Annotated in this window: 18 protein-coding genes and 1 riboswitch; of the genes, 9 read left to right on the top strand and 9 right to left on the bottom strand. The window is 74.2% G+C overall.

All coding sequences use genetic code 11. The features are described 5' to 3' along the window. Positions 1 to 118 precede the first annotated feature (118 nt). Positions 119 to 1,288, top strand: a complete 1,170-nt coding sequence (locus ACFYYR_RS00955) for a steroid 3-ketoacyl-CoA thiolase (RefSeq protein ID WP_388845316.1) — start codon at positions 119 to 121, stop codon at positions 1,286 to 1,288. Positions 1,289 to 1,342: 54 nt separating this feature from the next. On the opposite strand, the gene ACFYYR_RS00950 is transcribed toward ACFYYR_RS00955, so the two are convergent. From ACFYYR_RS00950 to ACFYYR_RS00920, 7 genes are all read right to left on the bottom strand, one after another. Next, on the bottom strand, positions 1,343 to 1,630 hold the full coding sequence (locus ACFYYR_RS00950; RefSeq protein WP_388845313.1) for a DUF6881 domain-containing protein: 288 nt from the start codon (positions 1,628 to 1,630) through the stop codon (positions 1,343 to 1,345). 23 nt (positions 1,631 to 1,653) lie between these two features. Further along, positions 1,654 to 2,538 (bottom strand): ECF transporter S component, encoded by an 885-nt coding sequence (locus ACFYYR_RS00945; protein ID WP_388845310.1) that lies wholly within the window; start codon positions 2,536 to 2,538, stop codon positions 1,654 to 1,656. Beyond that, positions 2,535 to 4,154, bottom strand: a complete 1,620-nt coding sequence (locus tag ACFYYR_RS00940; RefSeq protein ID WP_388845308.1) for an ABC transporter ATP-binding protein — start codon at positions 4,152 to 4,154, stop codon at positions 2,535 to 2,537. Before ACFYYR_RS00940 ends, ACFYYR_RS00945 begins: the two co-directional genes overlap by 4 nt. Continuing rightward, on the bottom strand, positions 4,151 to 5,497 hold the full coding sequence (locus tag ACFYYR_RS00935; protein WP_388845305.1) for a CbiQ family ECF transporter T component: 1,347 nt from the start codon (positions 5,495 to 5,497) through the stop codon (positions 4,151 to 4,153). The genes ACFYYR_RS00940 and ACFYYR_RS00935 overlap by 4 nt, the downstream gene beginning before the upstream one ends. Next, the gene (locus tag ACFYYR_RS00930) at positions 5,494 to 6,171 is read right to left on the bottom strand and encodes an SCO2322 family protein (protein WP_388846401.1); all 678 of its coding nucleotides are present in this window, start codon (positions 6,169 to 6,171) and stop codon (positions 5,494 to 5,496) included. Before ACFYYR_RS00930 ends, ACFYYR_RS00935 begins: the two co-directional genes overlap by 4 nt. A gap of 207 nt (positions 6,172 to 6,378) precedes the next feature. Then, positions 6,379 to 7,707, bottom strand: a complete 1,329-nt coding sequence (locus ACFYYR_RS00925; RefSeq protein ID WP_388845303.1) for a prenyltransferase/squalene oxidase repeat-containing protein — start codon at positions 7,705 to 7,707, stop codon at positions 6,379 to 6,381. 182 nt (positions 7,708 to 7,889) lie between these two features. After that, a riboswitch (cobalamin riboswitch) is annotated at positions 7,890 to 7,963 on the bottom strand. 211 nt (positions 7,964 to 8,174) lie between these two features. Continuing rightward, on the bottom strand, positions 8,175 to 9,230 hold the full coding sequence (locus ACFYYR_RS00920; RefSeq protein WP_388845300.1) for an MBL fold metallo-hydrolase: 1,056 nt from the start codon (positions 9,228 to 9,230) through the stop codon (positions 8,175 to 8,177). 302 nt (positions 9,231 to 9,532) lie between these two features. Between ACFYYR_RS00920 and ACFYYR_RS00915 the strand changes: the two genes are divergently transcribed. The 7 genes from ACFYYR_RS00915 (at position 9,533) to ACFYYR_RS00885 (ending at position 20,013) form a co-directional block, all read left to right on the top strand. Next, positions 9,533 to 10,771, top strand: a complete 1,239-nt coding sequence (locus ACFYYR_RS00915) for a dienelactone hydrolase family protein (RefSeq protein WP_388845297.1) — start codon at positions 9,533 to 9,535, stop codon at positions 10,769 to 10,771. A 294-nt stretch (positions 10,772 to 11,065) separates the two neighbouring features. Beyond that, positions 11,066 to 12,526: an aldehyde dehydrogenase gene (locus tag ACFYYR_RS00910; RefSeq protein WP_388845295.1), complete on the top strand. Its 1,461-nt coding sequence runs from the start codon at positions 11,066 to 11,068 to the stop codon at positions 12,524 to 12,526. Further along, positions 12,526 to 12,759, top strand: coding sequence for a ferredoxin (locus ACFYYR_RS00905; protein WP_388845292.1), 234 nt, complete (start codon positions 12,526 to 12,528; stop codon positions 12,757 to 12,759). The genes ACFYYR_RS00910 and ACFYYR_RS00905 overlap by 1 nt, the downstream gene beginning before the upstream one ends. A 568-nt stretch (positions 12,760 to 13,327) precedes the next feature. After that, entirely contained in the window at positions 13,328 to 16,030 is a 2,703-nt protein-coding gene (gene lanKC / locus ACFYYR_RS00900) for a class III lanthionine synthetase LanKC (protein ID WP_388845289.1), read from the top strand. A 16-nt stretch (positions 16,031 to 16,046) separates the two neighbouring features. After that, positions 16,047 to 16,175, top strand: a complete 129-nt coding sequence (locus ACFYYR_RS00895; protein WP_388845285.1) for a SapB/AmfS family lanthipeptide — start codon at positions 16,047 to 16,049, stop codon at positions 16,173 to 16,175. A 302-nt stretch (positions 16,176 to 16,477) separates the two neighbouring features. Continuing rightward, the gene (locus tag ACFYYR_RS00890; RefSeq protein WP_388845282.1) at positions 16,478 to 18,277 is read left to right on the top strand and encodes an ABC transporter ATP-binding protein; all 1,800 of its coding nucleotides are present in this window, start codon (positions 16,478 to 16,480) and stop codon (positions 18,275 to 18,277) included. Continuing rightward, entirely contained in the window at positions 18,220 to 20,013 is a 1,794-nt protein-coding gene (locus ACFYYR_RS00885) for an ATP-binding cassette domain-containing protein (RefSeq protein WP_388845279.1), read from the top strand. Before ACFYYR_RS00890 ends, ACFYYR_RS00885 begins: the two co-directional genes overlap by 58 nt. Positions 20,014 to 20,810: 797 nt before the next feature. On the opposite strand, the gene ACFYYR_RS00880 is transcribed toward ACFYYR_RS00885, so the two are convergent. Next, positions 20,811 to 21,416 carry a LuxR C-terminal-related transcriptional regulator gene (locus tag ACFYYR_RS00880; RefSeq protein WP_388845276.1) on the bottom strand — a complete coding sequence of 202 codons (606 nt, stop codon included), beginning with the start codon at positions 21,414 to 21,416 and terminating at the stop codon, positions 20,811 to 20,813. 478 nt (positions 21,417 to 21,894) lie between these two features. After that, a complete protein-coding gene (locus tag ACFYYR_RS00875) occupies positions 21,895 to 22,497 on the bottom strand; it encodes a TetR family transcriptional regulator (protein ID WP_388845274.1) in 603 nt (200 codons plus the stop codon). A gap of 281 nt (positions 22,498 to 22,778) precedes the next feature. Here ACFYYR_RS00875 and ACFYYR_RS00870 point away from each other — a divergent pair, with 281 nt between their 5' ends. Next, positions 22,779 to 24,110, top strand: coding sequence for a glycosyltransferase family 4 protein (locus ACFYYR_RS00870; RefSeq protein ID WP_388845272.1), 1,332 nt, complete (start codon positions 22,779 to 22,781; stop codon positions 24,108 to 24,110). The last annotated feature ends 42 nt before the right edge of the window (positions 24,111 to 24,152 follow it).

Here is a 24,152-nt window from a genome sequence, read left to right as displayed (position 1 = left end):
CGCATGCACGCCCCTTGCGTACCGAAGGTAATAGTCAGCAGACTTCGAAGAGAACTAGAACGCGTACTAGTTCTGCCGCGGGCGCCGGGACGCCCCGCGGACGAGGAGAGGACGAGTCATGGCCGCTGAACCCGTCATCGTCGAAGCCGTACGCACTCCCATCGGCAAGCGCGGCGGCGCGCTCGCCAATCTGCACCCCGCCTACCTGCTGGGGGAGACCTACCGCGAACTGCTCGCCCGGACCGGAATCCAGCCCGACTGCGTCGAACAGATCGTCGGCGGCACGGTCACCCACGCCGGTGAGCAGTCCATGAACCCGGCGCGCAACGCCTGGCTCGCCTGCGGCCTGCCGTACGAGACGGCGGCGACCACCGTGGACTGCCAGTGCGGCTCCTCGCAACAGGCCAACCACATGGTCGCCAACATGATCGCCACCGGGGTCATCGACGTCGGCATCGGCTGCGGCGTCGAGGCCATGTCCCGGGTGCCGCTCGGCAGCGGATCGAAGCACGGGCCGGGCAAGCCGTTCCCGGACGAGTGGAATGTGGACCTGCCCAACCAGTTCGAGGCGGCGGAGCGGATCGCCCGCAACCGCGGCCTCACCCGGGAGCGCGTCGACTCCCTCGGCCTGCTGTCGCAGGAGCGGGCGGCGCGGGCCTGGGCCGAGGAACGCTTCAAGCGGGAGACGTACGCCGTGCAGGTCCCGACCACCGAGGAGGAGCAGGCGGCCGGGCAGGGCATGTGGCGGCTCGTCGACCGGGACGAAGGGCTCCGCGACACCAGCATGGACGCCCTGGCCGGACTGAAGCCCGTCATGCCGACGGCCGTGCACACCGCGGGCAACTCCTCCCAGATCTCCGACGGCGCGGCGGCCGTGATGTGGGCCTCCAAACGCATGGCGCGGGCGCTGAAGCTCAAGGCCCGGGCGCGGATCGTCGCCCAGGCGCTCGTCGGCACCGACCCGCACTTCCACCTCGACGGGCCCATCGACGCGACCCGCGCGGTCCTCGGCAAGGCCGGGATGTCGCTCCGGGACATCGACCTGGTCGAGATCAACGAGGCCTTCGCGTCCGTGGTGCTCTCCTGGGCGCAGGTCTTCGAACAGGACCTGGAGAAGGTCAATGTGAACGGCGGCGCCATCGCACTCGGCCACCCCGTCGGCGCGACCGGCGCCCGGTTGATCACGACCGCTCTGCACGAACTGGAACGGCGGGACGGGGAATTCGCGCTGATCACGATGTGTGCGGGGGGTGCGCTGGCGACGGGGACGATCATCCAGCGGCTGTAGGCCCACTCGCCCGCACGCCCGGGCCGGCCCCGGCCCGTAGCAGCCGGGACCGGTTCAGCGCCCGTTGCCGTACCGGGCTCGCCTCCACGCCTCTTCGAAAGCGGCCCGGTCGATGACGTCCGCGGAGAACTCGGGCTGCGCTCGCACGTCCTCGATCGGGCCGACCGGGATCTCGCCGAGTCCGATGTCAGCGCATTCATGCGAGGCGTCCGCCTTCAGCAGGCGTCCGTCCCGGTACTCCTGGACCTTGCGGACCTCGTACCCGTCGTCGCCTATCTCGTTGTACAACGTGACCGGTTCGACGTCGAAGTCATGCGTCCACCGCACTCTCCAGTACTGCATCTTCACTCTTCAGTACTGCGTCGTCAGGTCCGCTCCGCCGCCGGGCCGGCGGGTGGTGCGGCAGGCTCCCGGCCGAACGTCACCGGTGCCTCGAACGCCGCCCGGCGGCTGGCCCGGCGCAGCGCCCTGAGGACCGTGCCGCCGATGGTCAGGATCAGGACGGTCGTCAGCACGGCGCGCGGCAGGTCCCAGCCCAGCGAGGTCGCCATGCAGTAGGCGAGGAAGCGGACGAGGTTCTCGTGCACCGGGTCACCGGGGTCGAAGGAGACGCCGGTGGCCAGACCGCCGAGGTACGGCCAGCCCTGGAGGTTCATCACCGTGCCGTAGAGCACGGAGGAGACCGCCCCGTACGCCGCGAGCAGGAGCCGTTCGGCCCGGCCGCGCAGCCGGTCCGGCCCCGGGAGCAGCCCGGCGCCCATCGACACCCAGCCCATCGCGAGCATCTGGAAGGGCATCCACGGGCCCACACCACCGGTGAGCAGCGCCGACGCGAACATGGTCACCGAGCCGAGCACGAACCCGAAGCCCGGCCCGAGCACCCGCCCGGCCAGCACCATCAGGAAGAACATGGGTTCCAGGCCGGCCGTGCCCGCGCCGAGCGGGCGCAGCGCCGCCCCCGCCGCCGCCAGGACGCCGAGCATCGCGACGGCTTTCGCCCCCAGGCCGGAGTCGGCGATGGTCGCCACGACCACCGCCACGAGGAGGGGGAGCAGGGCGGCGAACAGCCAGGGTGCGTCGGTGGAGTGGGCGAGGCTGGACGAGGGGTCGGCGAGCAGCGGCCAGCCGAACGCGGCCACCCCGATCGTCGAGACCAGGACGAGGGCGGCCACCGAGCGGGCCCCGAGCCGGACGGCCCGGGGCGGTCGGACGGCAGCGGAGCGGTCGGCTGCGGAGCGAGGCGGGTTCACCGGCCGACCCCCGCCCCCAGCGCCTCCCGCACCTGGGACACCGTGAGCCAGCGCTGCGGCGTGAGGATCTTCGCGACCTGCGGTGCGAAGGCCGGGGAGGAGACCACGACCTCCGGGGTCGGGCCGTCCGCGACCACCTCGCCGTCCGCCAGGATCACCACCCGGTGGGCGAGTTCGGCCGCCAGCTCCACGTCGTGCGTGGCCATGACGATCGCGTGCCCGTCCGCGGCCAGCCCCCGCAGGATCTCCACCAGCCGCGCCTTGGCCGCGTAGTCGAGTCCGCGGGTCGGCTCGTCCAGCAGCACCAGCCGCGGGCGGGCCGTCAGCACGATGGACAGCGCGAGGGCCAGCCGCTGGCCCTCCGACAGGTCGCGCGGGTGGGTGTCGTCGGGGACGCCCGGCAGAAGGCCGGCGACCAGGGCGCGGCAGGTGCCGTGCGCGGCCCCCGCGTCCTCGTCGGCCGCCGCGCACTCCGCCGCGACGGTGTCGGCGTAGAGGAGGTCGCGCGGCTCCTGCGGGACGAGCCCGACCCGGCGGATCAGCTCCTGTGGGCTCGTCCGGTGCGGGGTCAGGCCGCCGACCGTCGCCGAGCCGCCGTCCGGCTCGTGCAGTCCGACCAGCGTGCCCAGCAGCGTCGACTTGCCCGCGCCGTTGCGGCCCATCAACGCGACGGTCTCGCCCGGCCGGACGGACAGCGAGACCTGCCGCAGGGCTTCCGTCCGCCCGCGCCGCACCGACAGTCCCGCGGTGCCGACGACCGGCTCCGCGGGCTCCGGGCCGGTGAGGGTGTCCGGGGTGAGCGGGGCCAGCCGCTCCCGCAGCGGCCGGGCGGCGCGGCGCGCGTCCCGGACCGAGAGCGGCAGCGGGGACCAGCCCGCGAGCCGGCCGAGGGAGACGACCGGCGGGTGGACGGGGGAGACGGCCATGACGTCCGCGGGCGCGCCGGTGACGACCGGCTCACCGGGTCCGGGCAGCAGGACGACCTGGTCCGCGTACTGGATGACGCGCTCCAGCCGGTGTTCGGCCATGAGGACGGTGGTGCCGAGGTCGTGCACGAGCCGCTGCAGGACGGCGAGCACCTCCTCCGCGGCGCCCGGGTCCAGTGCGGACGTCGGCTCGTCCAGGATCAGGACGCGCGGATGCGGGGTGAGCACCGAACCGATGGCCACCCGCTGCTGCTGGCCGCCGGACAGGCTCGCCAGGGGCCGGTCGCGCAGGTCGGCCAGGCCCAGCAGGTCGAGGGTCTCCTCGACGCGGCGGCGCATCACCTCGGGGGCGAGCCCGAGGGACTCCATGCCGTAGGCGAGCTCGTCCTCGACGGTGTCGGTGACGAAGTGCGCCACCGGATCCTGGCCCACGGTGCCGACGACATCGGCGAGTTCGCGCGGCCGGTGCGTCCGGGTGTCCCGTCCGGCGACGGTGACCCTGCCGTGCAGCGTTCCCCCGGTGAAGTGCGGCACGAGCCCGCTCACCGCACCCAGCAGTGTCGACTTACCGACACCGGAGGGCCCGACGAGCAGGCAGAGCTCGCCCTCCGGCACGGTGAAGTCCACCTCGCGGAGGGCGAATCCGGGCGCCCCGTCGTAGGCGACGGACACCTGCTCGAACCGGATCACGGCTTCTCCTCCTCGGGAGAGCTGGAGGGACGGGAGGGGCGGGAGAGGCTGGAAGTGCGCCGCGGACGCTCGGGGGAGACGCCCGGTGTGCCGCCGGAAGCGGCTGCGGACGGACGGACTCCCGGCCGGCCGGACGACCCGGGGAGCGGCGGCGCCGGTGCCACGAACGCCGGGAGCAGGCCGAGCAGGACGGCCGCCGCGGGCCACAGCGGCAGCGACGGCGCGGCCAGCGGCACGACCGACGGGTGCAGGGCCGCCGGATCCTGCGCCGCGCAACCGATCATCAGGGCGGCGACCGCGGCGCCGGAACCGGAGACCAGCCACGCCCGCACCCCCCAGACATCCGGGCGGTAGCGGCTGCGCACCGACCGGCGGCCGCCCAGCCGCAGCCCGGCGAGCGCCAAGGCGACCCCCATCAGCAGCAACGGCAGGCCGAACCCGGCCCCCTCGGCGGCCAGCAGGCCGTACGTACCGGCGCAGACACCGAGCAGCCCGCCCAGCGTGAGGGCGGTCGTGGTGTGCCGGACGGCGGGCGGGACCTGTGCCGTGCGCCCGTAGCCGCGGGCGTCCATGGTGGCCGCCAGCGCCACCGAGCGCTCCAGTGCGCCCTCCAGCACCGGAAGCCCGATCTGCAGCACCGCCTTGATCCCCTTGTCGGGGCGGCCACGCAGCCGGCGGGCGGCCCGCAGCCGCACCACGTCCGCGACGAGGTTGGGGGCGAACGTCATGGCGACCACCACCGCGACGCCCACCTCGTACAGCGCTCCGGGGAGGGATTTGAGCAGCCGGGCGGGGTTGGCGAGGGCGTTCGCCGCGCCGAGGCAGGCGAGGAGCGCGGCCAGCTTCACCCCGTCGTAGAACGCGAAGACCAGGGCCTCCAGCGTGACCCGGCCCCCGATCCGGACCCCCTGAGCCCAGTCGGGCAGCGGGACTTCGGGCAGGGTGACCAGGGTGGTGCTGCCCGGGATCGGTGAGCCGAGGATCACCGAGAAGACCAGCCGGATCACCACCACCGACAGGCCGAGCAGCAGGAAGGCGCGGTAACTGCGGGCCCAGGGCGCGTCGGTGCGGCGCACGGCGACGACATAGCCCGCGACGGCCACGATCAGACCGAGCAGCAGTGGGTTGGTGGTCCGGGACGCGGCGGTGGCGAGCCCGAGGGCCCACAGCCACCACGCCCCGGCGTGCAGGGCGTTGCTGCGCGTCGCCTCCGGCGCCCGCGTGCCCCGGGGAAGCCGCGTCGTCCGGGCCCGCCACCCGGTCCGGGACCGCTCTGCCGGTGGGGCGGTCCGGGTGTCCGTCTCCGGGGCCCGCGCGGGCGCCCGGCCGTGCTCGCTGCTCATCCGCGGCGACGACGGGCCTGCCACCCGGCGGCGGCACCGAGAGCCAGTACGGCGGCGAGACCGGCGATCAGCCCGACGGACGGGCCGTCGTCACCGCCGTCCGCCTCCGACGAGGACGGGGAGTCAGCGAACGCGGACTTCCCGGCCGGGCCGTCGCCCTTGCCGTCCCCGCCCCCGCCGTCGGCGACCTGGTCGCCGCAGCCCTTCTTCGGATAGCCGGAAATGGCGCAGAGCAGCGCGCCGGAGTCGTAGCGGAGCGGCTTCGCCACCGCCGCCAGCACCTCCGCGGACGTCGCGTCCTCCGGGACGCTCGCGCACTCCGTACGGGACGTCGGCGGGCGCTCGCCGTCGGGCGCGTCCGCGGCCGTGCCGAAGTCCAGCACGACCGCGACGCGCTTGCTGCCCGCCTTGGCGGAGGTATCGGCGCAGATGGTTTTGAAACGGGCGGAATCGCGGGGCTGTTCGGCGTCCCCGGAATCCGCGCTGACGGCGAAGCGGAAGCCGCGCACCTCGCCGTCCGTGGGGCGTTCGGTGGCCGGGCCCTGGGTGGCGTACACCCAGCTCTCGCCCTTCCGGTCCCAGAACGACCAGTAGCGGTAGCCCTGGGCGTGGGCGGGCGCGGCGCCGAGCACGGCGAGCACCGCCCCGGCCGCGACGGTCGCGACAGCCGTCACGCCGCGGGCCGGGGCCGGACGGCCGGACCGCGTCCGGAACGACGACCGGAACCCCGTCCGGAACAGAGACCGGAATCCCGGCCGGTGCTCACAGCCGAGTCCGGACGCGAGCCCGGACCCGAGCCCGGATCCGTGTTCGCCCTCGATCTCCGGCACCGTCCCGCCCTCGCCCCGGTCCGCCGGACCGCGCACGCCCATCGCCATCGTCTAGGCCTTCTTCTTCCGGCCGCTGATCAGGAAGCCGATCCCGATGCCCGCGACCAGGAACGCGCCGACCGTCCAGGCCGTCGACATGCCATCCGAACCGCCCTCCTGCTCGGTGTCATGCGCGTCGCCGCCCTCTTCCGGGGCCTGCGCCGCCGGCTTCGGCCCGGTGGCGTTCAGCTGCCGCACCAGGTCCTGCCCGCCGAAGTCCCGCGGGTCGGCACCGGTCGCGTGGGCGGCGATGATCAGCGAGCCCAGGCCCGCCGGGTTCCCCTTGGACCAGGTCCGGGCGTGCTGCTCCAGCCAGGTGAGCGGGGAGCGGGCGGCGTCCAGGTAGCCGCCCGCCGCCAGGGCGATGACCGCGTCCGCCGTGTTGGCGTAGTCCGGGGCGGGCTTGTCGGCACCCGGGGCGACGGCCGTCAGGTGTCCGTCGGTCTTCTTCATGGTCGCGGCGAGGTACGCGGCGGAGGCGGCGGCCTTCGCCTCCGTGTCCGGCTCGTCCTTCGCGTCAGCGGATCCGCAGTCGAGCGGCTCGGCGTCCTGGGCGGCGCTCTTGATGGGCCGGCCCGGGTGCAGTCCCCGGCCGACCAGGGCGAGCGCCCCGGCCGCGGTCGCGTCCGCGTTGGGGGCGAGCTTGCCCTTCTTGTCCGGCTGGTAGGCGAACGCTCCGCGCTCACCCTTCTCGGCGTCGCAGCCCAGCCGGAAGCCGTCCAGCGCCTCGTACGCCGACGTCTTCCCCTTCCGGGGCTTCACGTCCTGCGTGTTCTCCCCCGCCGCGATGAGCGCGCCGATCACCAGCGAGGTGGAGTTGGCGTCGCTCGGGTCACCGGGGTAGTAGCCCCAGCCGCCGTCCTTGTTCTGCAGGGACTTCAGCCAGTTCACGGCCTTCTTCACGGCGTCGCCGTGCCCGCCGAGCGCGGCCAGCGCCTGCACCGCGAGTCCGGTCGCGTTGCTGTCCACCGGAGTCTTCTTGTCGCACACCTTGTCCGCGTCCGCGCGGAACTCCGCGAAGCCGCCCGAAGCGCACTGCTGGCCGGCGAGCCAGTCCACGGCCTCGGGTGCCGGCGTGACCTTCACCGTGTCCTGGGCGATCAGGGCCACCGACTGCCGCCAGACGCCGTCGAACTTCGGGTCCTTGGTGCCGTACAGCCCGGCCGGGAGCTTCGCCGGGGCCGCGGGCTTCGGTGAGCCGGCGGCGAACGCGGCCGGAGCGGCGGTCACGCACAAGGTGGCGGAGACGGCGGTCAGCGCGGCGGCGCGACGCAGTCTGCTGTGCCGGGACGGACCGCCCGGCCGGGGGCGCGGGGATATCTCCCCGGGGTGATGCAGCATCGGGCGGTGCCTTTCGGTGAGCGGACGCGGCCGGATCCGCTGCGCACCGCGCGGCCGTGCGGACGGGAGCGTGCGCACGCGGCGGGGCACCGGGCTCCGGCTCCGTATTCCTCGACGGTGCCGGTCCCCGGGCACGGCCGTGGGACGGCCCGTCCGGAGACAGGAGCCGGTCACATCCGCCAGGGCACTCCGACTCGACGCCGTCGCGGCGCCTCACGGTTGCGGGTCAGTGCCGGAATTGCACCGGCTTTCCCCTGAGGGATGCGGTATCGACTGGCACACTCTACCGGCCCGTAGCAAGGGGGCCCATGGGCGCCCGAGGTCCCGGGCCGCCACGGGTGCCCCGGAACCCGCCCGAGCACCCCGCCGGCCCCCGCAACCTCTCCGCGGCACACGGCCCGCACCGCCCGGCCTCGTGCCGCCCCCGCCCGCGCGCGGCTCAGCCATCCGCCGCCCGGGAACTCCCCTCACACCGCCCGGTACGCCACCGGTTCGCTGCCCGGGACCGGCTCCGCCCGCCCCAGTGTCACCAGGCGCCGCAGATGGGCCTCCGCCTCCGAGACGGCGATGTTCCGTGACCCGGGGGCGATCTGCTCCCAGGGCCGGTTCCACTCCATGGCCTCGGCCAGCTGCCACGGGGTGAGCGCGCGGGCCCGGAGGAGATCCCGCAGCCCGGCCAGCCGCGCCTCGTGGTGCGCCAGGAGCTGCCGCACCCGGGCCGCCGCGTCCGGGAAGGCGTACTGGTGGGCGGGCAGCACCTCGGCCGGGGCGAGAGCGCCGACCCGCTCCAGGGAGTCGAGGTAGTCGCCGAGCGGGTCGGTGACCGTGACGGCGTCGGGGTCCTCGTAGAGGCCGATGTGCGGACTGATGGTCGGCAGCAGATGGTCGCCGGAGAACAGCCGGCCGTGGCCGGTCCGCCCGGCGGCCGGATGGTCCTCCTCCAGGTGCAGGCAGACATGGCCGGGGGTGTGCCCGGGTGTCCAGACGGCCCGCAGCCGCCGGCCCGGCAGGTCGAGCAGTGCGCCGGGGACGATGGCGCGGTCGGGCAGGGCGGCCCGCAGGCCGGGCAGCGCCGGGTCCCGGCCGGACTCCCGGGCCGCGCGCAGCGGGCCGAGATGGTCCTCCGGCGCCCCGGCGGCTTCGAGCTTCCCGATCAGACGGTCGAGCCAGAGCGCGGGCCGGGCGGCGCGGACCCGGCGCACGACCCGGGTGTCCGCGGGGTGCATCGCGATCCAGGCCCCCGACGCCTCGCGCACCCGCCCGGAGAGCCCGTGGTGGTCGGGGTGGTGATGGGTGACGAGGACACCGTGCAGCTCGGTGACCGACGTCCCGCACGCCGCGAGACCGGCGACGAGGGTGTCCCAGGAGGCCGGGTCGTCCCAGCCGGTGTCGATCAGGACCGGTCCGCGGCCGGTGTCCAGGAGGTGCACCAGGGTGTGGCCCAGCGGGTTGTCCGGGATCGGGACGGGGATGCTCCACACCCCGCCGCCGTGGTCGGTCACCGGGGTGGCCGGTTCCGTCATGGAGCCCTCCCTCCGGGGCGTGCGCGCCGGGACGGCCCGCCCCTCGCTCCCGGTCCGGGGGCCGGTTCCTGTCCCGGCCCGGAACCGGAGGGCGTCCCCTCCGCTGTGGACGCCGGGGGCCGGGGCAGGCCGGGAGGCGGCACATGCGTGGCCCACTATAAGAGAACTGATGCATCGTCAGAACTGTGGTGCGGGAACTCTCCCGGACCGTCGCCGGCCGGCGAGGGGGCGGTCGTCGTGCGACGTTGCCGCACGCCCGCCGAAAGGGGAACCCATCATCCCAATTCCGCATCCTCCCGACCGTGAACACACGAAAACTCTGGCCCGTGGGTCTCGCCTCGACCGCCGCCCTTGCCCTGACCATCGTGTACGGCACCTCCCAGGCTTCGGGGAACACCGCGACCGAAGCCAAGTCCAGCGGTCGAGCCGGTCTGACCAGCTATGAGCTCGCCCCCGGCCTCCTCGACATCACCCGAAAGCCCGGGAACCCGACGCAGGTGCACGGCGTTCTCGGCATGCCCAAGGGAAAGGGGCCGCACCCGGTTGTCGTCGTCATGCACGGCAACCATCACAACTGTGCGTTCTCCGACCGGCCGCCCTACTACCCCCGCAAGCCGGTCAAGGACCAATGGCCCTTGGTCTGCCACAAGCCCGGCGACCCCCACAACCCCAACCTCGGTCCCGACTACCTGCGCCATGACGTCGGCCTGTCGCACGTCGTGGAGGCGCTGACCCGCAAGGGTTTCGCCGCCGTGTCCATCGACGTCGTCTCCCCGGAGCACTGGTGGGTCGGCGAGCCCGATACGCAAAAGGGCTACACGGATCTGCTCACCACGCATCTGCGGCTGCTCTCCGATCTCAACAAGGGCATCGACCACGGCCTGAACATCCCGGGGGTGAAGGGCCGGATCGACACCTCCCGCGTGGGACTGGTCGGGCACAGCCGGGGCGGTGGCTACGTCCTGTCGCAGAAGGCCGCCCGGCGCGCCGGTCTCTTCGGTGTGGTCGCCCTCGAGCCCGCGATGGAGGCCGGGAAGGTGAAGCACAAGGTCCCCGTCCTCAATGTCCGCGGCGGGTGCGACGAGGACGTCGACCCGAGCGCCGGCCTCAGGGACATGAAGGAACTGGCCAGGTCGGGCTCGACGAAGGTCGCCGCGGACGTACTCCTCGCGGGTACGGGTCACCGGATGCTCAACACCAACCTCCCCCCGACGGACACGGAGGAGGGGGATGTCGGGGAGTGCCCGGCCTCGAAGGTGGCCGAGCCGGCTGCGGCCCGCGCCCAGGCCGCGCAGCTCACTGCTTCCTTCCTGGACCAGGCGCTGCGCGGGGCGACGTCCTACCGGCTCCCGGCGCTCAAGGGCCTCGCCCCGAAGGGGGGCAACCTGCGCCGGAGCGGCCCGGCCGTCACCTTCCACAAGACCCCCCGGCAGGCCTTCACCAGCCCTCGGGCGATCCCCGAGGTCACGTCGAAGCAGCGACTGCTGCCGGCGATTCCGAAGGACATCGAGGTGAACAAGCGGCCCGGCGACGACATCTGAGAGGTGAGTCCGGGCCTTCCGCCGCGTCCCACCGCTCCGGGCGCCGAGCCGCGGCGGCCGGACGACGGCTGCTCCGTTGTTCGCCGCCGCGGCCGGCCCGGTGGGGCGAGGCGGCCGGAGGGATCCGCAGCGGCATGAGGGGCCCTCGTCGGCGGAAGGTGCCGGCGGGGGTCCACTCGTGCCGATGGCTGGCTTAGTTCAACGAGAACTGGTATCAGTTCTGATGCTGCGTCAGAAGATCTCGAGCGGTCCCGGGCAGTGGGGGACCGGCCGGACGGCGGGGAGGCAGAGGCGATGACCGACCTCATCGAGCACGGACAGCTGTTCATCGGAGGCGCGTGGGTGGACCCGCTCGGCCCGGACGTGATCGAGGTGGTCTCGCCGCACACCGAGCAGGTCATCGGGCGCGTGCCGCACGCCTCGCGCGCCGATGTGGACCGCGCCGTCGCCGCCGCCCGCGAGGCCTTCGACCACGGGCCCTGGGCCCGTACCCCCCTCGCCGAACGGATCGAGGTGGTCACCCGGATCAAGGACGCGATCGCCGTCCGGCACGAGGAGATCGCCCGGACCATCAGCGCGCAGAACGGCTCCCCCTACGCCTGGAGCGTCCTCGCCCAGGCCCTCGGCGCGATGATGGTGTGGGACGCGGCGATCACCGTGGCCCGGGACGCCGCGCAGGAGGAACGCCGCCAGGGGGCGCTCGGGCCGATCCTCGTCCGGCGGGAGCCGGTCGGGGTGGTCGCGGCCGTCGTGCCGTGGAACGTCCCGCAGTTCGTCGCCGCCGCGAAGCTCGCCCCCGCGCTGCTCACCGGCTGTTCGGTGATCCTCAAGCCGTCGCCCGAGACCCCGCTCGACGCCTGGCTGCTCGCCGGGATCGCCGCCGAGGCCGGGGTGCCCGAGGGGGTGCTCAGCATCCTCCCGGCCGACCGCGAGGTCAGCGAGTACCTGGTCGGCCACCCCGGCGTCGACAAGGTCTCGTTCACCGGCTCCGTGGCGGCCGGCAAGCGCGTCATGGAGGTCGCGTCCCGCAACCTGACCCGGGTCACGCTGGAACTCGGCGGCAAGTCGGCGGCCGTCATCCTCCCCGACGCCGACCTCGACACCGCCGTCGCCGGCATCGTCCCCAACGCCTGGATGAACAACGGCCAGGCGTGCGTCGCCCAGACCCGGATCCTCGCCCCGCGCAGCCACTACGACGAGATCGCCGAACGCTTCGCCGCCGCGGCCGGCGCCCTGGCCGTCGGCGACCCGCTCGACCCGGCCACCCAGGTCGGCCCGCTGGTCACCCGCCGCCAGCAGCAGCGGTCCCTGGACTACATCCGGCTCGGGCAGGAGGAGGGCGCCAAGGTGCTCGCCGGCGGCGGCCGGCCGGCCGCCCCCGACCGCGGCTGGTACGTCGAGCCGACGCTCTTCGGCGGCGTCTCCAACTCCATGCGGATCGCCCGCGAGGAGATCTTCGGCCCGGTGATCTGCCTGCTCCCGTACGAGGACGAGGCGGAGGCGGTCCGGATCGCCAACGACTCGGAGTACGGGCTGTCGGGCAGTGTCTGGACCGCGGACGTCGCCCACGGCATCGACATCGCCCGGCAGGTGCGCACCGGCACCTACTCCGTGAACACCTTCAGCCTGGACATGCTCGGCCCGTTCGGCGGTTACAAGAACAGCGGGCTGGGGCGCGAGTTCGGGCCCGAGGGCTTCGCCGAGTACCTGGAGCACAAGATGATCCATCTCCCCGCCGGCTGGGAGGGCGACTGATGGGCGACCGCTGGCACATCGAGGTCGACCGCAGCGTCTGCATCGGCTCGGGCTTCTGCGCGGGCACCGCACCCGGCGGCTTCCGGCTGGACTCCGCCCGCCAGTCCCACCCGGCCGAGTCCCGCACGGAGGCGTCCGAGGCGCTGCTGGAGGCGGCCGAGGGCTGCCCGGTCGAAGCCATCCTGATCAGCCTCGACGGCACGGGGGAGGCGGTGTTCCCGCCAGAGGAGTGAGCGGTGCGCGCCCGGCGCGGCTTCCCGGCCGAGGGCTCGGGGTCGCAACCGGATCCCCGGCCCTGAGGATTCCTGCGCCCCGCTCGTGACGGTCCGTCGGACACCCGCCACCCGCGATCCGTCGAAGACTCTCGCCACCCCGCATCCGCCATCCGATGTTTGAGCCTCGCCGCGAGGGAAACTCGGGCCCGGGCCGTCCTCCTCCCGGGCCCGTCCTCATGCCCGGGAGGAGGACGCACCGCCCGTCCGTGTCCGCCCCGCCCCTGTGCCCGTCCGACCGACCGTCCGATTCCCCCATGTCCCCCGGCCGTTGCTGCCGTTCCGCAGCCCCCACCACTCCCGGGTCTCTCACCGCTCCCGCGGCCTCCACCGCCCCCACCCGGCTCCACCGGGCGGCTGCCCGGGACGCCGATGACCTGCGCCCCGGGTCGCAGCACAGAGCTACCAGTCGGTAACGGAGCGTGCATTCTTCACGGTTGCTTCATGACACCCGTGACTGTCTCCGGCCCCCGGCCCCGTGGAAATCTCATCCCGTCGAAACCGGCCCCGACAGCCGAGAGGGAGTGGGATGAGCAAGGGCTACGCCGTCTTCTGCGACGCCGACCGCCAGTTCTACGACGCTCCGCACCGGCTGCACGCGACCGCGGCCGACGCGGCGGGCGCCGCCGGCACGTCGCACGGAGAGGCCCTCTACGCAGCGGCGCGGCGCGAGGCCCCCGAGGGCTGGCAGCGCCACCGCTCCGGCGACTGGCTCGCGTTCCGTCCCCTCGACACCCGTCTGCCCGGCCAGGGCTGGAAGATTCACATCTCCGCCTGCCTGGACAACGCCGAGAGCATTCTCGACCGGGTCCGCGACCACTGCTTCTCCCGGGGCATCGCCTTCAAGTTCATGCCCAGCCGCTATCTGCTGCGCAACCGCAACGCCAAGTACGCGGACCGCGGCAGCAGCGGCAAGTTCATCACCGTCTACCCGGTCGACGAGGAGCACTGCCGCACCGTCGCCGAGGAGCTCGACGCGCTGCTGGCCGGCGAGCCCGGCCCGTACATCCTCAGCGATCTGCGGTGGGGCGCCGGGCCGGTGCACGTCCGGTACGGCAGCTTCACCGAACGCCACTGCTTCGGCCCCGACGGCGAGTTGTGCCCCGCCGTCGAGGACGGCGAGGGCCGGCTGGTGCCCGACCGCCGGGACCCGGCCTTCCACGTCCCGGACTGGGTGACCCTGCCCGACTTCCTGAAGCCGCACCTGGCGGCCCGGTCCGCGGTCACGACCACCGACATCCCGTACACCATCGAGCGTGCCCTGCACTTCTCGAACGGCGGCGGTGTCTACGTCGGACGCGACAGCCGCACCGGGGAGCAGGTCGTCCTCAAGGAGGCCCGGCCGTACGCCGGTCTGGCCGCGGACGGTGCCGACGCCGTGACCCGCCTGGAGCGCGAGAGGACCGCGCTGGAGCGGCTCTCGGGACTCGGCTGCACCCCCGAGGTGCGGGGCTGGTTCACCCTCGGCGACCACCGGTTCCTCGTCCTGGAGCACATAGCGGGCAAGCCGCTCAACACCTTCTTCGCGCGGCGGCACCCGCTGATCGAGGAGAACCCCGGGCAGGAACGTCTCGCCGCCTACACCGACTGGGCGCTGCGGATCCACCGCCTCGTCGAGGAGGCCGTCGAGGCGATCCACGCCCGCGGCGTGGCCTTCAACGACCTGCACCTGTTCAACATCATGGTCGCCGAGGACGAATCCTCCGTCGTGCTGCTGGACTTCGAGGCCGCGGCGCACATCGACGAGGGCCGCCGCCAGGTCGTCGCCAACCCGGGCTTCGTCGCCCCGGCGGACCGCAGGGGCTTCGACGTCGACCGCTATGCGCTCGCCTGCCTTCGCATCGCCCTGTTCCTGCCGCTGACCAGCCTGTTCGCCATCGACCGGGACAAGGCCGCGCACCTTGCGGAGATCGCCGCCCAGCACTTCCCGGTGCCCCGGGAGTTCCTCGACGAGGCGGTCGCCGAGATCACCCGCGGCTACGTCCCCGTCGATCCGCGTCCGGCCTCCCGCCGGGCACCGTCGGGCACCCGGCAGGGCGGCGGATATCTGCCGGTGGACCCAGGCGACTGGCCGCGCAGCCGGGACTCCCTGGTGCAGGCGATCCTCGCCGCCGCAACACCGGAGCGGAAGGACCGTTTCTTCCCCGGCGACATCGCCCAGTTCGCGGCCCCCGGCGGCGGCGCCTGCTTCGCCTACGGCACCGCGGGCGTGCTGCACGCCCTCGCCGAGACCGGCGCACCGGAGTGCCCGGAAGCCGAGGAGTGGCTCCTCCAGGCCACCAAGGACCCGGCGTCCGGGACCCCCTTCGGCTTCTACGACGGACTGTCCGGCATCGCCTGGGTCCTGGACCGGCTCGGCTACACCGAGCGCGCCCTCGCCCTGCTCGACACCGTCTGCTCCCAGAACTGGGACGGGATCGCCCCCGACCTGCACAGCGGACTCGCCGGCATCGGCCTCGCCCTGGACGCCCTGGGCACCGCCACGGGCGACAGCACCCTGCACGACCGGGCCCTGCACTGCTCCCGGCTCGTCGCGAAGGCAGCCGAACGGGCCGCGGACGGCACACCGTCCGGCCGGCCGCCGCGCGCCGGACTGCTGCACGGCGCCACCGGACAGGCCCTGCTCCACCTGCGGCTGTACGAGCGCACCGGCGACCCGGCGCTGCTGGACCTCGCCGCCGGCGCCCTCCGCCGCGACCTCGCCCGCTGCGTGCGCGGCGCCGGCGGGGCCCTCCAGGTCGACGAGGGCTGGCGCACGATGCCCTACCTCGGCGCGGGCAGCGTCGGCATCGGCATGGTGCTCGACGACTACCTCGCCCACCGCCCCGACGAGCAGTTCGAGGGGGCGCGCCGCGAGATCGTCCGGGCCGCCCAGGCGATGTTCTACGCCCAGCCCGGCCTGTTCCGCGGAACCGCCGGCATGGTGCTCCACCTGAGCCGGACGACGACCGGCGGCCCCGGCACCCACGCCGCCGACGTGCGCCGCCAGATCGACGCCCTCTCCTGGGGCGCCGTCCCCTACCGGGGCCGGCTCGCCTTCCCCGGCGAGCAGATGATGCGGCTCTCCATGGACCTCAGCACCGGCACCGCCGGATGCCTCCTCGCGCTGGGCGGCGCGCTGCACGACAAGCCCGTGCAGCTGCCCTTCCTCCCGGCGCCGACACCCGCCGCACCCGCGGCCCCAGAGCCGGCTTCCCTCCGGGAAGCCGTGGCAAGCACACCGTCCCCATGATGAAAGGAACACGACCATGTCGCTTCTCGACCTGCAGTCCCTGGAGACCCCGAAGGACGAGTCCGCCGAGGCCGCCCTGCACGGCAGCCGCGCGAGCCTGCTCCTCTGCGGTGACAGCAGCCTGAGCGTCACCACCTGTAACTGACCTCGTCCGCAACGCGAGGCGGGCTGTGCCCCGCGTGGCGGAGAGATCGTTGCATCGGCCCCGGGCGGGATTCCCGTCCGGGGCCTCTCCGCAGCAGCCGAGCCGTACGGGTACGAAGAGTGGTGTACGGGCGGCGCGGACGGAGAGATGAGGACTGCACCGTTCATCGTCCCGCGCGGTACGCGCCAGGACAACCGCGCGTCACCGCCCGGCTGTTCCCACGGGCCGGGCACCCGGCACCCGCTCGGGACGTGGACCCGCCCGGCGCCGGCCCGGGCCACACGACCGAGGACCCACCGCGTATGGCACCGACGTCCCCCGCCGCCCCGCCGACCGCACCCGAAGCCCCGTCCGGACCGCACCCCGGAACCCCGCCCGGCGACCGCGCGGCCGACGGACACCGGGCCGGATCCACGGGACTCCTGCTCACCGCCGCCCGGCTCACCGCCGGCCGCACCGCGGCCCTCGCGCTCCTCAGCACCGTGTCGGCCGCCGCCACCATCGCCCTGCCCGCGGCCCTCGGACACACCCTCGACCTGGTGCTCGACGGCGGCCGGGGCCACGGCGCGTGGCTCGCGCTGTGCGCCGCGCTCATCGCGGCGGAAGTGCTGGCGGACGCCCTGGTCGCCCTGCTCACCGGCACCACCAACGCCCGCTGCGCCGCCTGGCTGCGCGGGCTCGGCCTGACCCACCTGCTGTCCGTCGGGCCGTACCGGGCGGCCCGCTTCACCCCCGGCGACCTGGTGACCCGGCTGACCGGGAACGCCACCGAGGCCGCCACCGCACCCGCGACCGCCGCCACCGGCCTCGCCTCGCTGCTCACCCCGGTCGGCGGCCTGGTCGCCCTGGCCTTCCTCGACCTCTGGCTGGCCGCCGTGTTCCTCGCCGGCGTCCCGCTCCTCGCCCTCATGCTGCGGGCCTTCACCCGCGGCACGTCGGACAGCGTGGAGCGCTACCAGCGCGTCCAGGGCGACATCGCCGCCCGCCTGGTCGAGGCCCTGAGCGGCGCCCGCACCGTCGCCGCCGCCGGCACCGAGGCCCGGGAACGCGCCCGCGTCCTCGCCCCGCTGCCCGAACTCGGCGTCCAGGGGCGGCGCATGTGGCAGGTGTACGGGCGGGCCGTCGTCCAGGGCGGCATCCTGGTGCCGCTGCTCCAGACCGCGGTCCTCGCCGCGGGCGGGATCCGGCTCGCCGCCGGGGCCGTGACCGTCGGCGAACTGCTCGCCGCCTCCCGCTACGCCGCGATCGCCGCCGGCGCCGGGGCCGTCGTCGGACAGCTGAGCTCCCTGGTCCGCAGCCGCGCCGCCGCCCGGCGCACCACCGAACTCCTCGCGGTGCCCCCGGTGCCCGCCGGCACCCGCCCCCTGCCCCCGGACGGGCCCGGCCGCCTCGAACTGCGGGCCGTCACCGCGAGCCGCGGCGGCACACCGGTCCTGAGCGGCGTCGACCTGGTCGTCCCGGGCGGCACGACGCTGGCCGTGGTGGGCCGCTCCGGCGCGGGCAAGTCCGTCCTGGCCGCGCTCGCCGGCCGGCTGGCCGACCCGGACAGCGGCCAGGTGCTGCTGGACGGCGTGCCGCTGACCGAGGCCCAGCCGGGAGCGCTGCGCCGGGAGGTCGGCTACGCCTTCGAACGGCCCGAGCTGTTCGGCGGCACGGTGGGCGAGGCCATCGCCTTCGGCCCGTACGAGCCGCCCGAGCCGGACGTCGTCGCCGCGGCCCGCGCCGCCAGCGCCGACACCTTCGTCCGGCGCCTCCCGGACGGCTACCGCACCGCCCTCGCCGACGCGCCGCTCTCCGGGGGCGAACTGCAACGCCTCGGCCTGGCCCGGGCGTTCGCGCACGCCGGCCGGCTGCTGGTCCTCGACGACGCCACCTCCAGCCTCGACAGCGTCACCGAACGGGAGGTGAGCGGGGCGCTCACCCGGGACGTGCGCTCCGGCACGCGCCTCTTGATCGCCCACCGCGCCTCCTCGGCGGCCCGTGCGGACCTGGTGGCCTGGCTGGAGGACGGCCGGGTACGAGCGGTCGGTCCGCACGCCGTGCTATGGGAACACCCGGACTACCGCGCGGTGTTCGCCACCGGACCGGGGGAGCCCCGGTGACCCGCCACCGCCGGGAGCGCCCGCTGCGCCGCCTCGCTCCCCGCGCCCGCCGCTTCCTCGGCCGGCGGAAGCAGGTCCTCCTGCGGCTGGCCGGCTGGTCGGTCCTGGAGTCCGCCCACACCTTCCTCGGCGGCTACGGCGCCGCCAAGGCCCTGGACGACGGCTTCCTGGCCGGGCGCACCGGAGCCGGCCTCGCCTGGCTCGCGCTCGCCGCGGCGGCCGTCCTCGCCGGAGGCCTGGCCACCCGGGGCGTCTTCCGCGGCCTGGCCGGACTCGTCGAGCCCCTGCGCGACGGGCTGGTGCGGCGGATCGTCTCCGACTCCCTCGCCGAGGCCGTCGCGGCACCCGCGGCCCGCGCCGGAAGCGGCGCCGTGTCCCGCCTCACCCAGCAGACCGAGACGGCGCGGGACAGCTTCGCCGGACTCGTCCTGGTCGCCCGCTCCTTCGTCTTCACCGCCGCCGGAGCCCTGCTCGGCCTCGCCTCGCTCGCCCCGCAGCTCCTGCTGGTCGTCCTGCCCCCGCTGGCCCTCGGACTGCTGCTGTTCGCCGCCACCCTGCACCCGATGGCCGCCCGCCAGCGCGAGTTCCTGCGCGCCGACGAGGCCCTGGCCGAACGCTTCGGAGCGGTGTCGACCGGCCTGCGGGACATCGTGGCCTGCGGCGCCCAGGACCGTACGGCCGCCGAGGCGGAGCACCTCATCGCGGCCCAGACCCGGGCGGCCCACGCCCTGGCCCGCTGGGCCGCCGCCCGCTCCCTGGCCCTCGCCGTCGCCGGCCAGCTCCCCGTGGTCCTCCTGCTGGCCGCCACCCCCTGGCTGCTCGACAAGGGCCTCACCGCGGGCGCGCTGCTCGGCGCCCTCACCTACCTGACCCAGGCACTGCTGCCCGCCCTGCACACCCTGATGACCGCCCTGGGCGCTTCGGGCACCCGCCTCCTGGTCATCCTGGACCACCTCACCGCCACCAAGCCCCGCCCCGCACCCCCCACCGCGCCACCGGCCGCCGTCGACCCCGCACCCCCACGGGTCGAACTCCGCTCCGTCACCTTCGCGTACGGCCCGGGGGCACAGCCCGTCCTCCGCGACCTCGACCTGGTGATCGAGCCGGGCGAACACCTGGCGGTCGTCGGCCCCAGCGGTATCGGCAAGTCCACCCTCACCACCCTGATCGCCGGCCTGCTGGAGCCCGACGCGGGCGACATCCACATCCAGGGAAAACCGCTGCGTCACCACCAACTGGCCCGCCTCCGGGTCCTGATCCCGCAACAGGCCTACGTCTTCACCGGCACCCTCCGGGACAACCTCCTCTACCTCTGCCCGGACGGCGCGGATCCCCACGCACTCGAAGCGTCGGCCCACGCCGTCGGCCTGGACGGCCTCTGGCACCGGCTCGGCGGCCCGGACGCCCTCGTCGACCCCGCCGCCCTCTCCCAGGGAGAACGCCAACTGGTGGCCCTGGCCCGGGCCCACCTCTCCCCGGCCCCCCTGGTCCTGCTGGACGAGGCGACCTGCCACCTGGACCCGGCCGCCGAGGCCCGCGCCGAACAGGCCTTCGCCGACCGCCCCGGCACCCTGATCGTGATCGCCCACCGCATCAGCTCGGCCCACCGCGCGGACCGGGTCCTGATCCTCGACGGCACCCGAGCCACCTGCGCCCCCCACCACGAACTACTGGAACGCTCGGACCTCTACCGCGACCTGACGGGCCACTGGCACACCGACACCCCGGCACGGTGAACCACGGAGAGCGCACCAACCCGCTCCCGAGAAAGAGGCGAACGGGAGGGGACAGGCGCCACCCGAACTCGCGCACAGCGCTCGGACCGCCAACGCGCCACCGGGGGAAATCCGCTGACGAGATGGCCGGTGGGGCCGCCACTCCCGAACCGCGCACAGCGCTCGGACCGCCAACCCGCCTCCCGAGGGAAATCCGCTGACGAGATGGCCGGTGGGGCCGCCACTCCCGAATCGCGCACAGCGCTCGGACCGCCAACACGCCACCGGGGGAAATCCGCTGACGGGACGGCCGGAGGGGCCGCCACTCCCGAATCGCGCACAGCGCTCGGACCGCCAACGCGCCACCGGGGGAGAGCCGCCGATGGACGGGAGGGGGACGGGGCCGGAGGGGTGGGGGGTTCCGGAAGCTGCCGTGTATTTGTGGCCCGCCAGGGCCGTAAATATACGTTCCGGAACCCCCCCCCCCGCAGGCCCCGGCCCCCGGCACCACACCGCACCCAGCGCTCCGAACCCGCACCGGGACGGCACCGGCACCCGCACGGGCACCGGCACCCGCACCGGCACCCGCACCGGCATCCGCACGGCACCGGAACCCCCGAACGGCAACCCCTCAGATGCGTCGGCAGCTCTGAGAGAAGTCCCCGTCGACCGGCCCCGACCGGCCCCGACCCCGACCGGGCTCAACCCGACCCGGGTGAACCCGCCCCAGCCCGACCCGCCCCGGCCTCATACGCGGGCGTGCGCCCCCAAGATCGCGCCCCCGCACCGCACAGCCGAACCAGCCGCGCCTCACCCCGCTACACCCACCCCTCCCCCCGGGATATCCGTATCGCGTCGACCCGATTCCGCGCCCCGGTCTTGCGCGTGATGGCGGACATGTAGTTGCGCACCGTGCCGTTGGACAGGTGCAGTCCGCGCGCTATCTCGGCGACCGTCGCGCCCTCCGCCGCCAGCGACAGCACACTCAACTCGCGCGGCGTCAGCGGCATTTCGGCGGCCTGCAGAAAGCCGAAGGCGAGCGACTCGTCCACGAAGCGCTCGCCCGCCGCGACCTTCCGTATGCCCTCCAGTAATCGCTGCGGCCCGGCGTCCTTGTTGACGTAGCCCAGGGCGCGCGCCTCGAAGGCCCGCCGGAGCAGCCCGGGTCTCGCCACGGTCGCCAGCACCAGGAGGGCGGCGCCCGTCCCGGTCATGCGCCGGGCGAGCTCCGCGGCGGCGCTCAGGGTGCGCGAACCCGGGCAGTCGACATCCACGATGCAGACGTGAGGCTGCAGAGACCGCGCCATCCCCGGCGCGGTCTCCCACGGGGCGGACGCGACATCGAGATCGCCTTCCTTCCGCAGCAGAGCCACGAGCGCGGACCGCAGAAGGCTCGTGTCGTGCACCAGGAGTACACGGATCACATCTCCCCCTTCACCTAGTCGACGCAGCGCTCCCCGCGCTGTCGTCGCAATTTCATACATCCGGATGCCCCGTCCTGGAGGCGAGAACCGGCCATGAGGGGGCGCAGGGGCGCACGTCTGCTTCCCTGTGCGCCCGGCGCGCGACGGAGCAGTGCACGCCCCCACGGGTGAGCTGCTGCGCTCCGGGCGAGCCGGGTTCCGGGCCGGGCCGCCGCTGCTCCCGACGCCCGACAGAAAGAGGACCGACGGCTCCCCACGACCGCAAGCCACCTCGCACCCGAGCCGCCGCACCCGGACCACCGGACACCCGGGTCACCAGACACCCGGGTCACCGAACACCCAGACCGTCACCCCCGGGCACCGCCGAGCCACACCCCCGCACCGCCACACCCCCGCACCGGCGCGAACCCCGGCCGACCGCGGCCCCGGCGACCCGCCGCCCCGCCCCCCGGCCGATCCCGACCACCCCGCCCCGGAACTACCGCCCCACCGGACCGATCAGCCCGCACACCGTCTCGATGTCCACCTTGACCTGGGCGATCGAGGCCCGCCCCGACAGCCAGGTGATCAGCGCCGAGTGCCAGGTGTGCTCGATGACGCGGACCACCGACAACTGCTCGGGGGTGGGCGCTTCCTCCAGCCCCATGGCGTCGAGAATGATCGCGGTGGTCAGCCGGGAGACGGTGTCGACCTCGGCGCTGACCGAGCGGTCGGCGAAGGTCAGGGCCCGCACCATGGCCTCCGCGAGGTGCGGTTCCCGCTGCATGGCGCGGAACGCCCGCATCAGGGTCTGGGCGACCCGGGCCGCCGGCTCGTCCTCGGTCGGCGGACGCTTCCGCAGCGTCTCCTGGAGCTGCTGGAGCTGGTCCTGCATGGTCGCGACCAGCAGATGGATCTTGGAGGGGAAGTAGCGGTAGAGCGTGCCCAGGGCGACGCTGGAGAGCTCCGCGACCTCACGCATCTGCACGGCCTCGAAGCCGCCGCGGCCGGCCAGCTGGGCGCTCGCGTGCAGAATCCGACGGCGGCGAGCTTCCTGACGCTCCGTCAGGGGCGGGGAGGACGGCTTGGGTTCGGTGGTCATGTGTCCCATTCCGTTTCCGTGGCATCCGTGGATTCCGTCGAAGGCTGCGGAGGGCCCGGGTCCGCCCGGGACCCCTCTGGCCTGGGGCTCGGGGGCCCGTCGGCAGGATCCGGACAGCATGGCAGGGGTCGCGCCGTGGCGCGAATCACCTGATCGAGCCCTTCCGGGTCCGCTACCTGCCGGTAGATTCGATGCTCCTTGAACGATCAAGTCTGTAACTTGTTCTAGATTAGCGCGAGCGGTTACGCTCCGGCAGAACTGCAGTCAGAAGGGGGCCGAGAGTGACCGCTGAGGCCGTGCAGGCAGCCGCGCGTCGCCCCCTTGGCGGGGTGTCCGCGGCCGACGGCGACCGCCCGTTGCGGATCGCGCTGCTGACGTACAAGGGGAACCCGTTCTGCGGGGGGCAGGGCGTGTACGTCCGCCACCTCTCCCGCGAGCTGGCCCGGCTGGGGCACACCGTCGAGGTGATCGGTGCCCAGCCGTACCCGGTCGTCGACGATGGCGTCACCCTCACCGAGCTGCCCAGCCTGGACCTCTACCGGCAGCCCGACCCGTTCCGCACCCCCGGGCGCGGCGAGTACCGGGACTGGATCGACGCCCTCGAGGTGGCGACCATGTGGACCGGCGGCTTCCCGGAGCCGCTCACCTTCAGCCTGCGCGCCCGCCGCCACCTCGCGGCCCGCCGCGGCTCCTTCGACGTCATCCACGACAACCAGACCCTCGGCTACGGACTGCTCGACGCCGGCCGGCTGGGCGCCCCGCTGGTCACCACGATCCACCACCCGATCACCGTCGACCGGCGGCTCGACCTCGACGCCGCCACCGGCTGGAAGGGCCGGCTGTCGGTCCGCCGCTGGTACGGCTTCACCCGGATGCAGAAGCGCGTCGCCCGCCGCCTGCCGTCCGTCCTCACCGTCTCCGGCTCCTCGCGGCAGGAGATCGTGGACCACCTCGGCGTGCGCGAGGACCGCATCCACGTGGTGCATGTCGGCGCGGACACCGCCCTCTTCTCGCCCGACCCGGCCGTGCCCGAGATACCCGGCCGGATCGTCACCACCTCCAGCGCCGACGTCCCCCTCAAGGGGCTGATCCACCTGATCGAGGCGCTGGCCAAGCTCCGTACCGAGAACCCCCGGGCCCATCTGGTCGTCGTCGGCAAGCGCGCCGAGGACGGACCGGTCGCCGCCGCCATCGAGCGGTACGGCCTCACCGGCGCCGTGGAGTTCGTCAAGGGCATCACCGACGAGGAGCTGGCGGATCTGGTCCGCGGCGCCCAGGTCGCCTGCGTGCCCTCGCTCTACGAAGGCTTCTCGCTGCCCGCCGCCGAGGCCATGGCCACCGGCACCGCGCTCGTCGCCACCACCGGCGGCGCCATTCCCGAGGTCGCCGGACCCGACGGCGAGACCTGCCTGGCCGTGCCGCCCGGTGACGCCGGAGCCCTGGCCGTCGCCCTCGGCCGCGTCCTGGACGACGACGAGCTGCGGCGCAGACTCGGCGCCGCGGGCCGCGAGCGCGTCCTGAGCCGCTTCACCTGGGAGCAGGCCGCGCGCGGCACCGCCGAACGCTACCGCGAAGCCATCGCGCGACAGGCCCGGACCGCACCCGCCGTCTGAGCCCGACCCCCGGGGCCCGACGTCCCCACCCAGCAACGACCC

The organism is Streptomyces sp. NPDC001922, assembly GCF_042891165.1.
In the GTDB taxonomy this organism is placed as follows: Bacteria; Actinomycetota; Actinomycetes; order Streptomycetales; family Streptomycetaceae; genus Streptomyces.
This window is presented reverse-complemented; position numbering and strand designations above follow the sequence as displayed.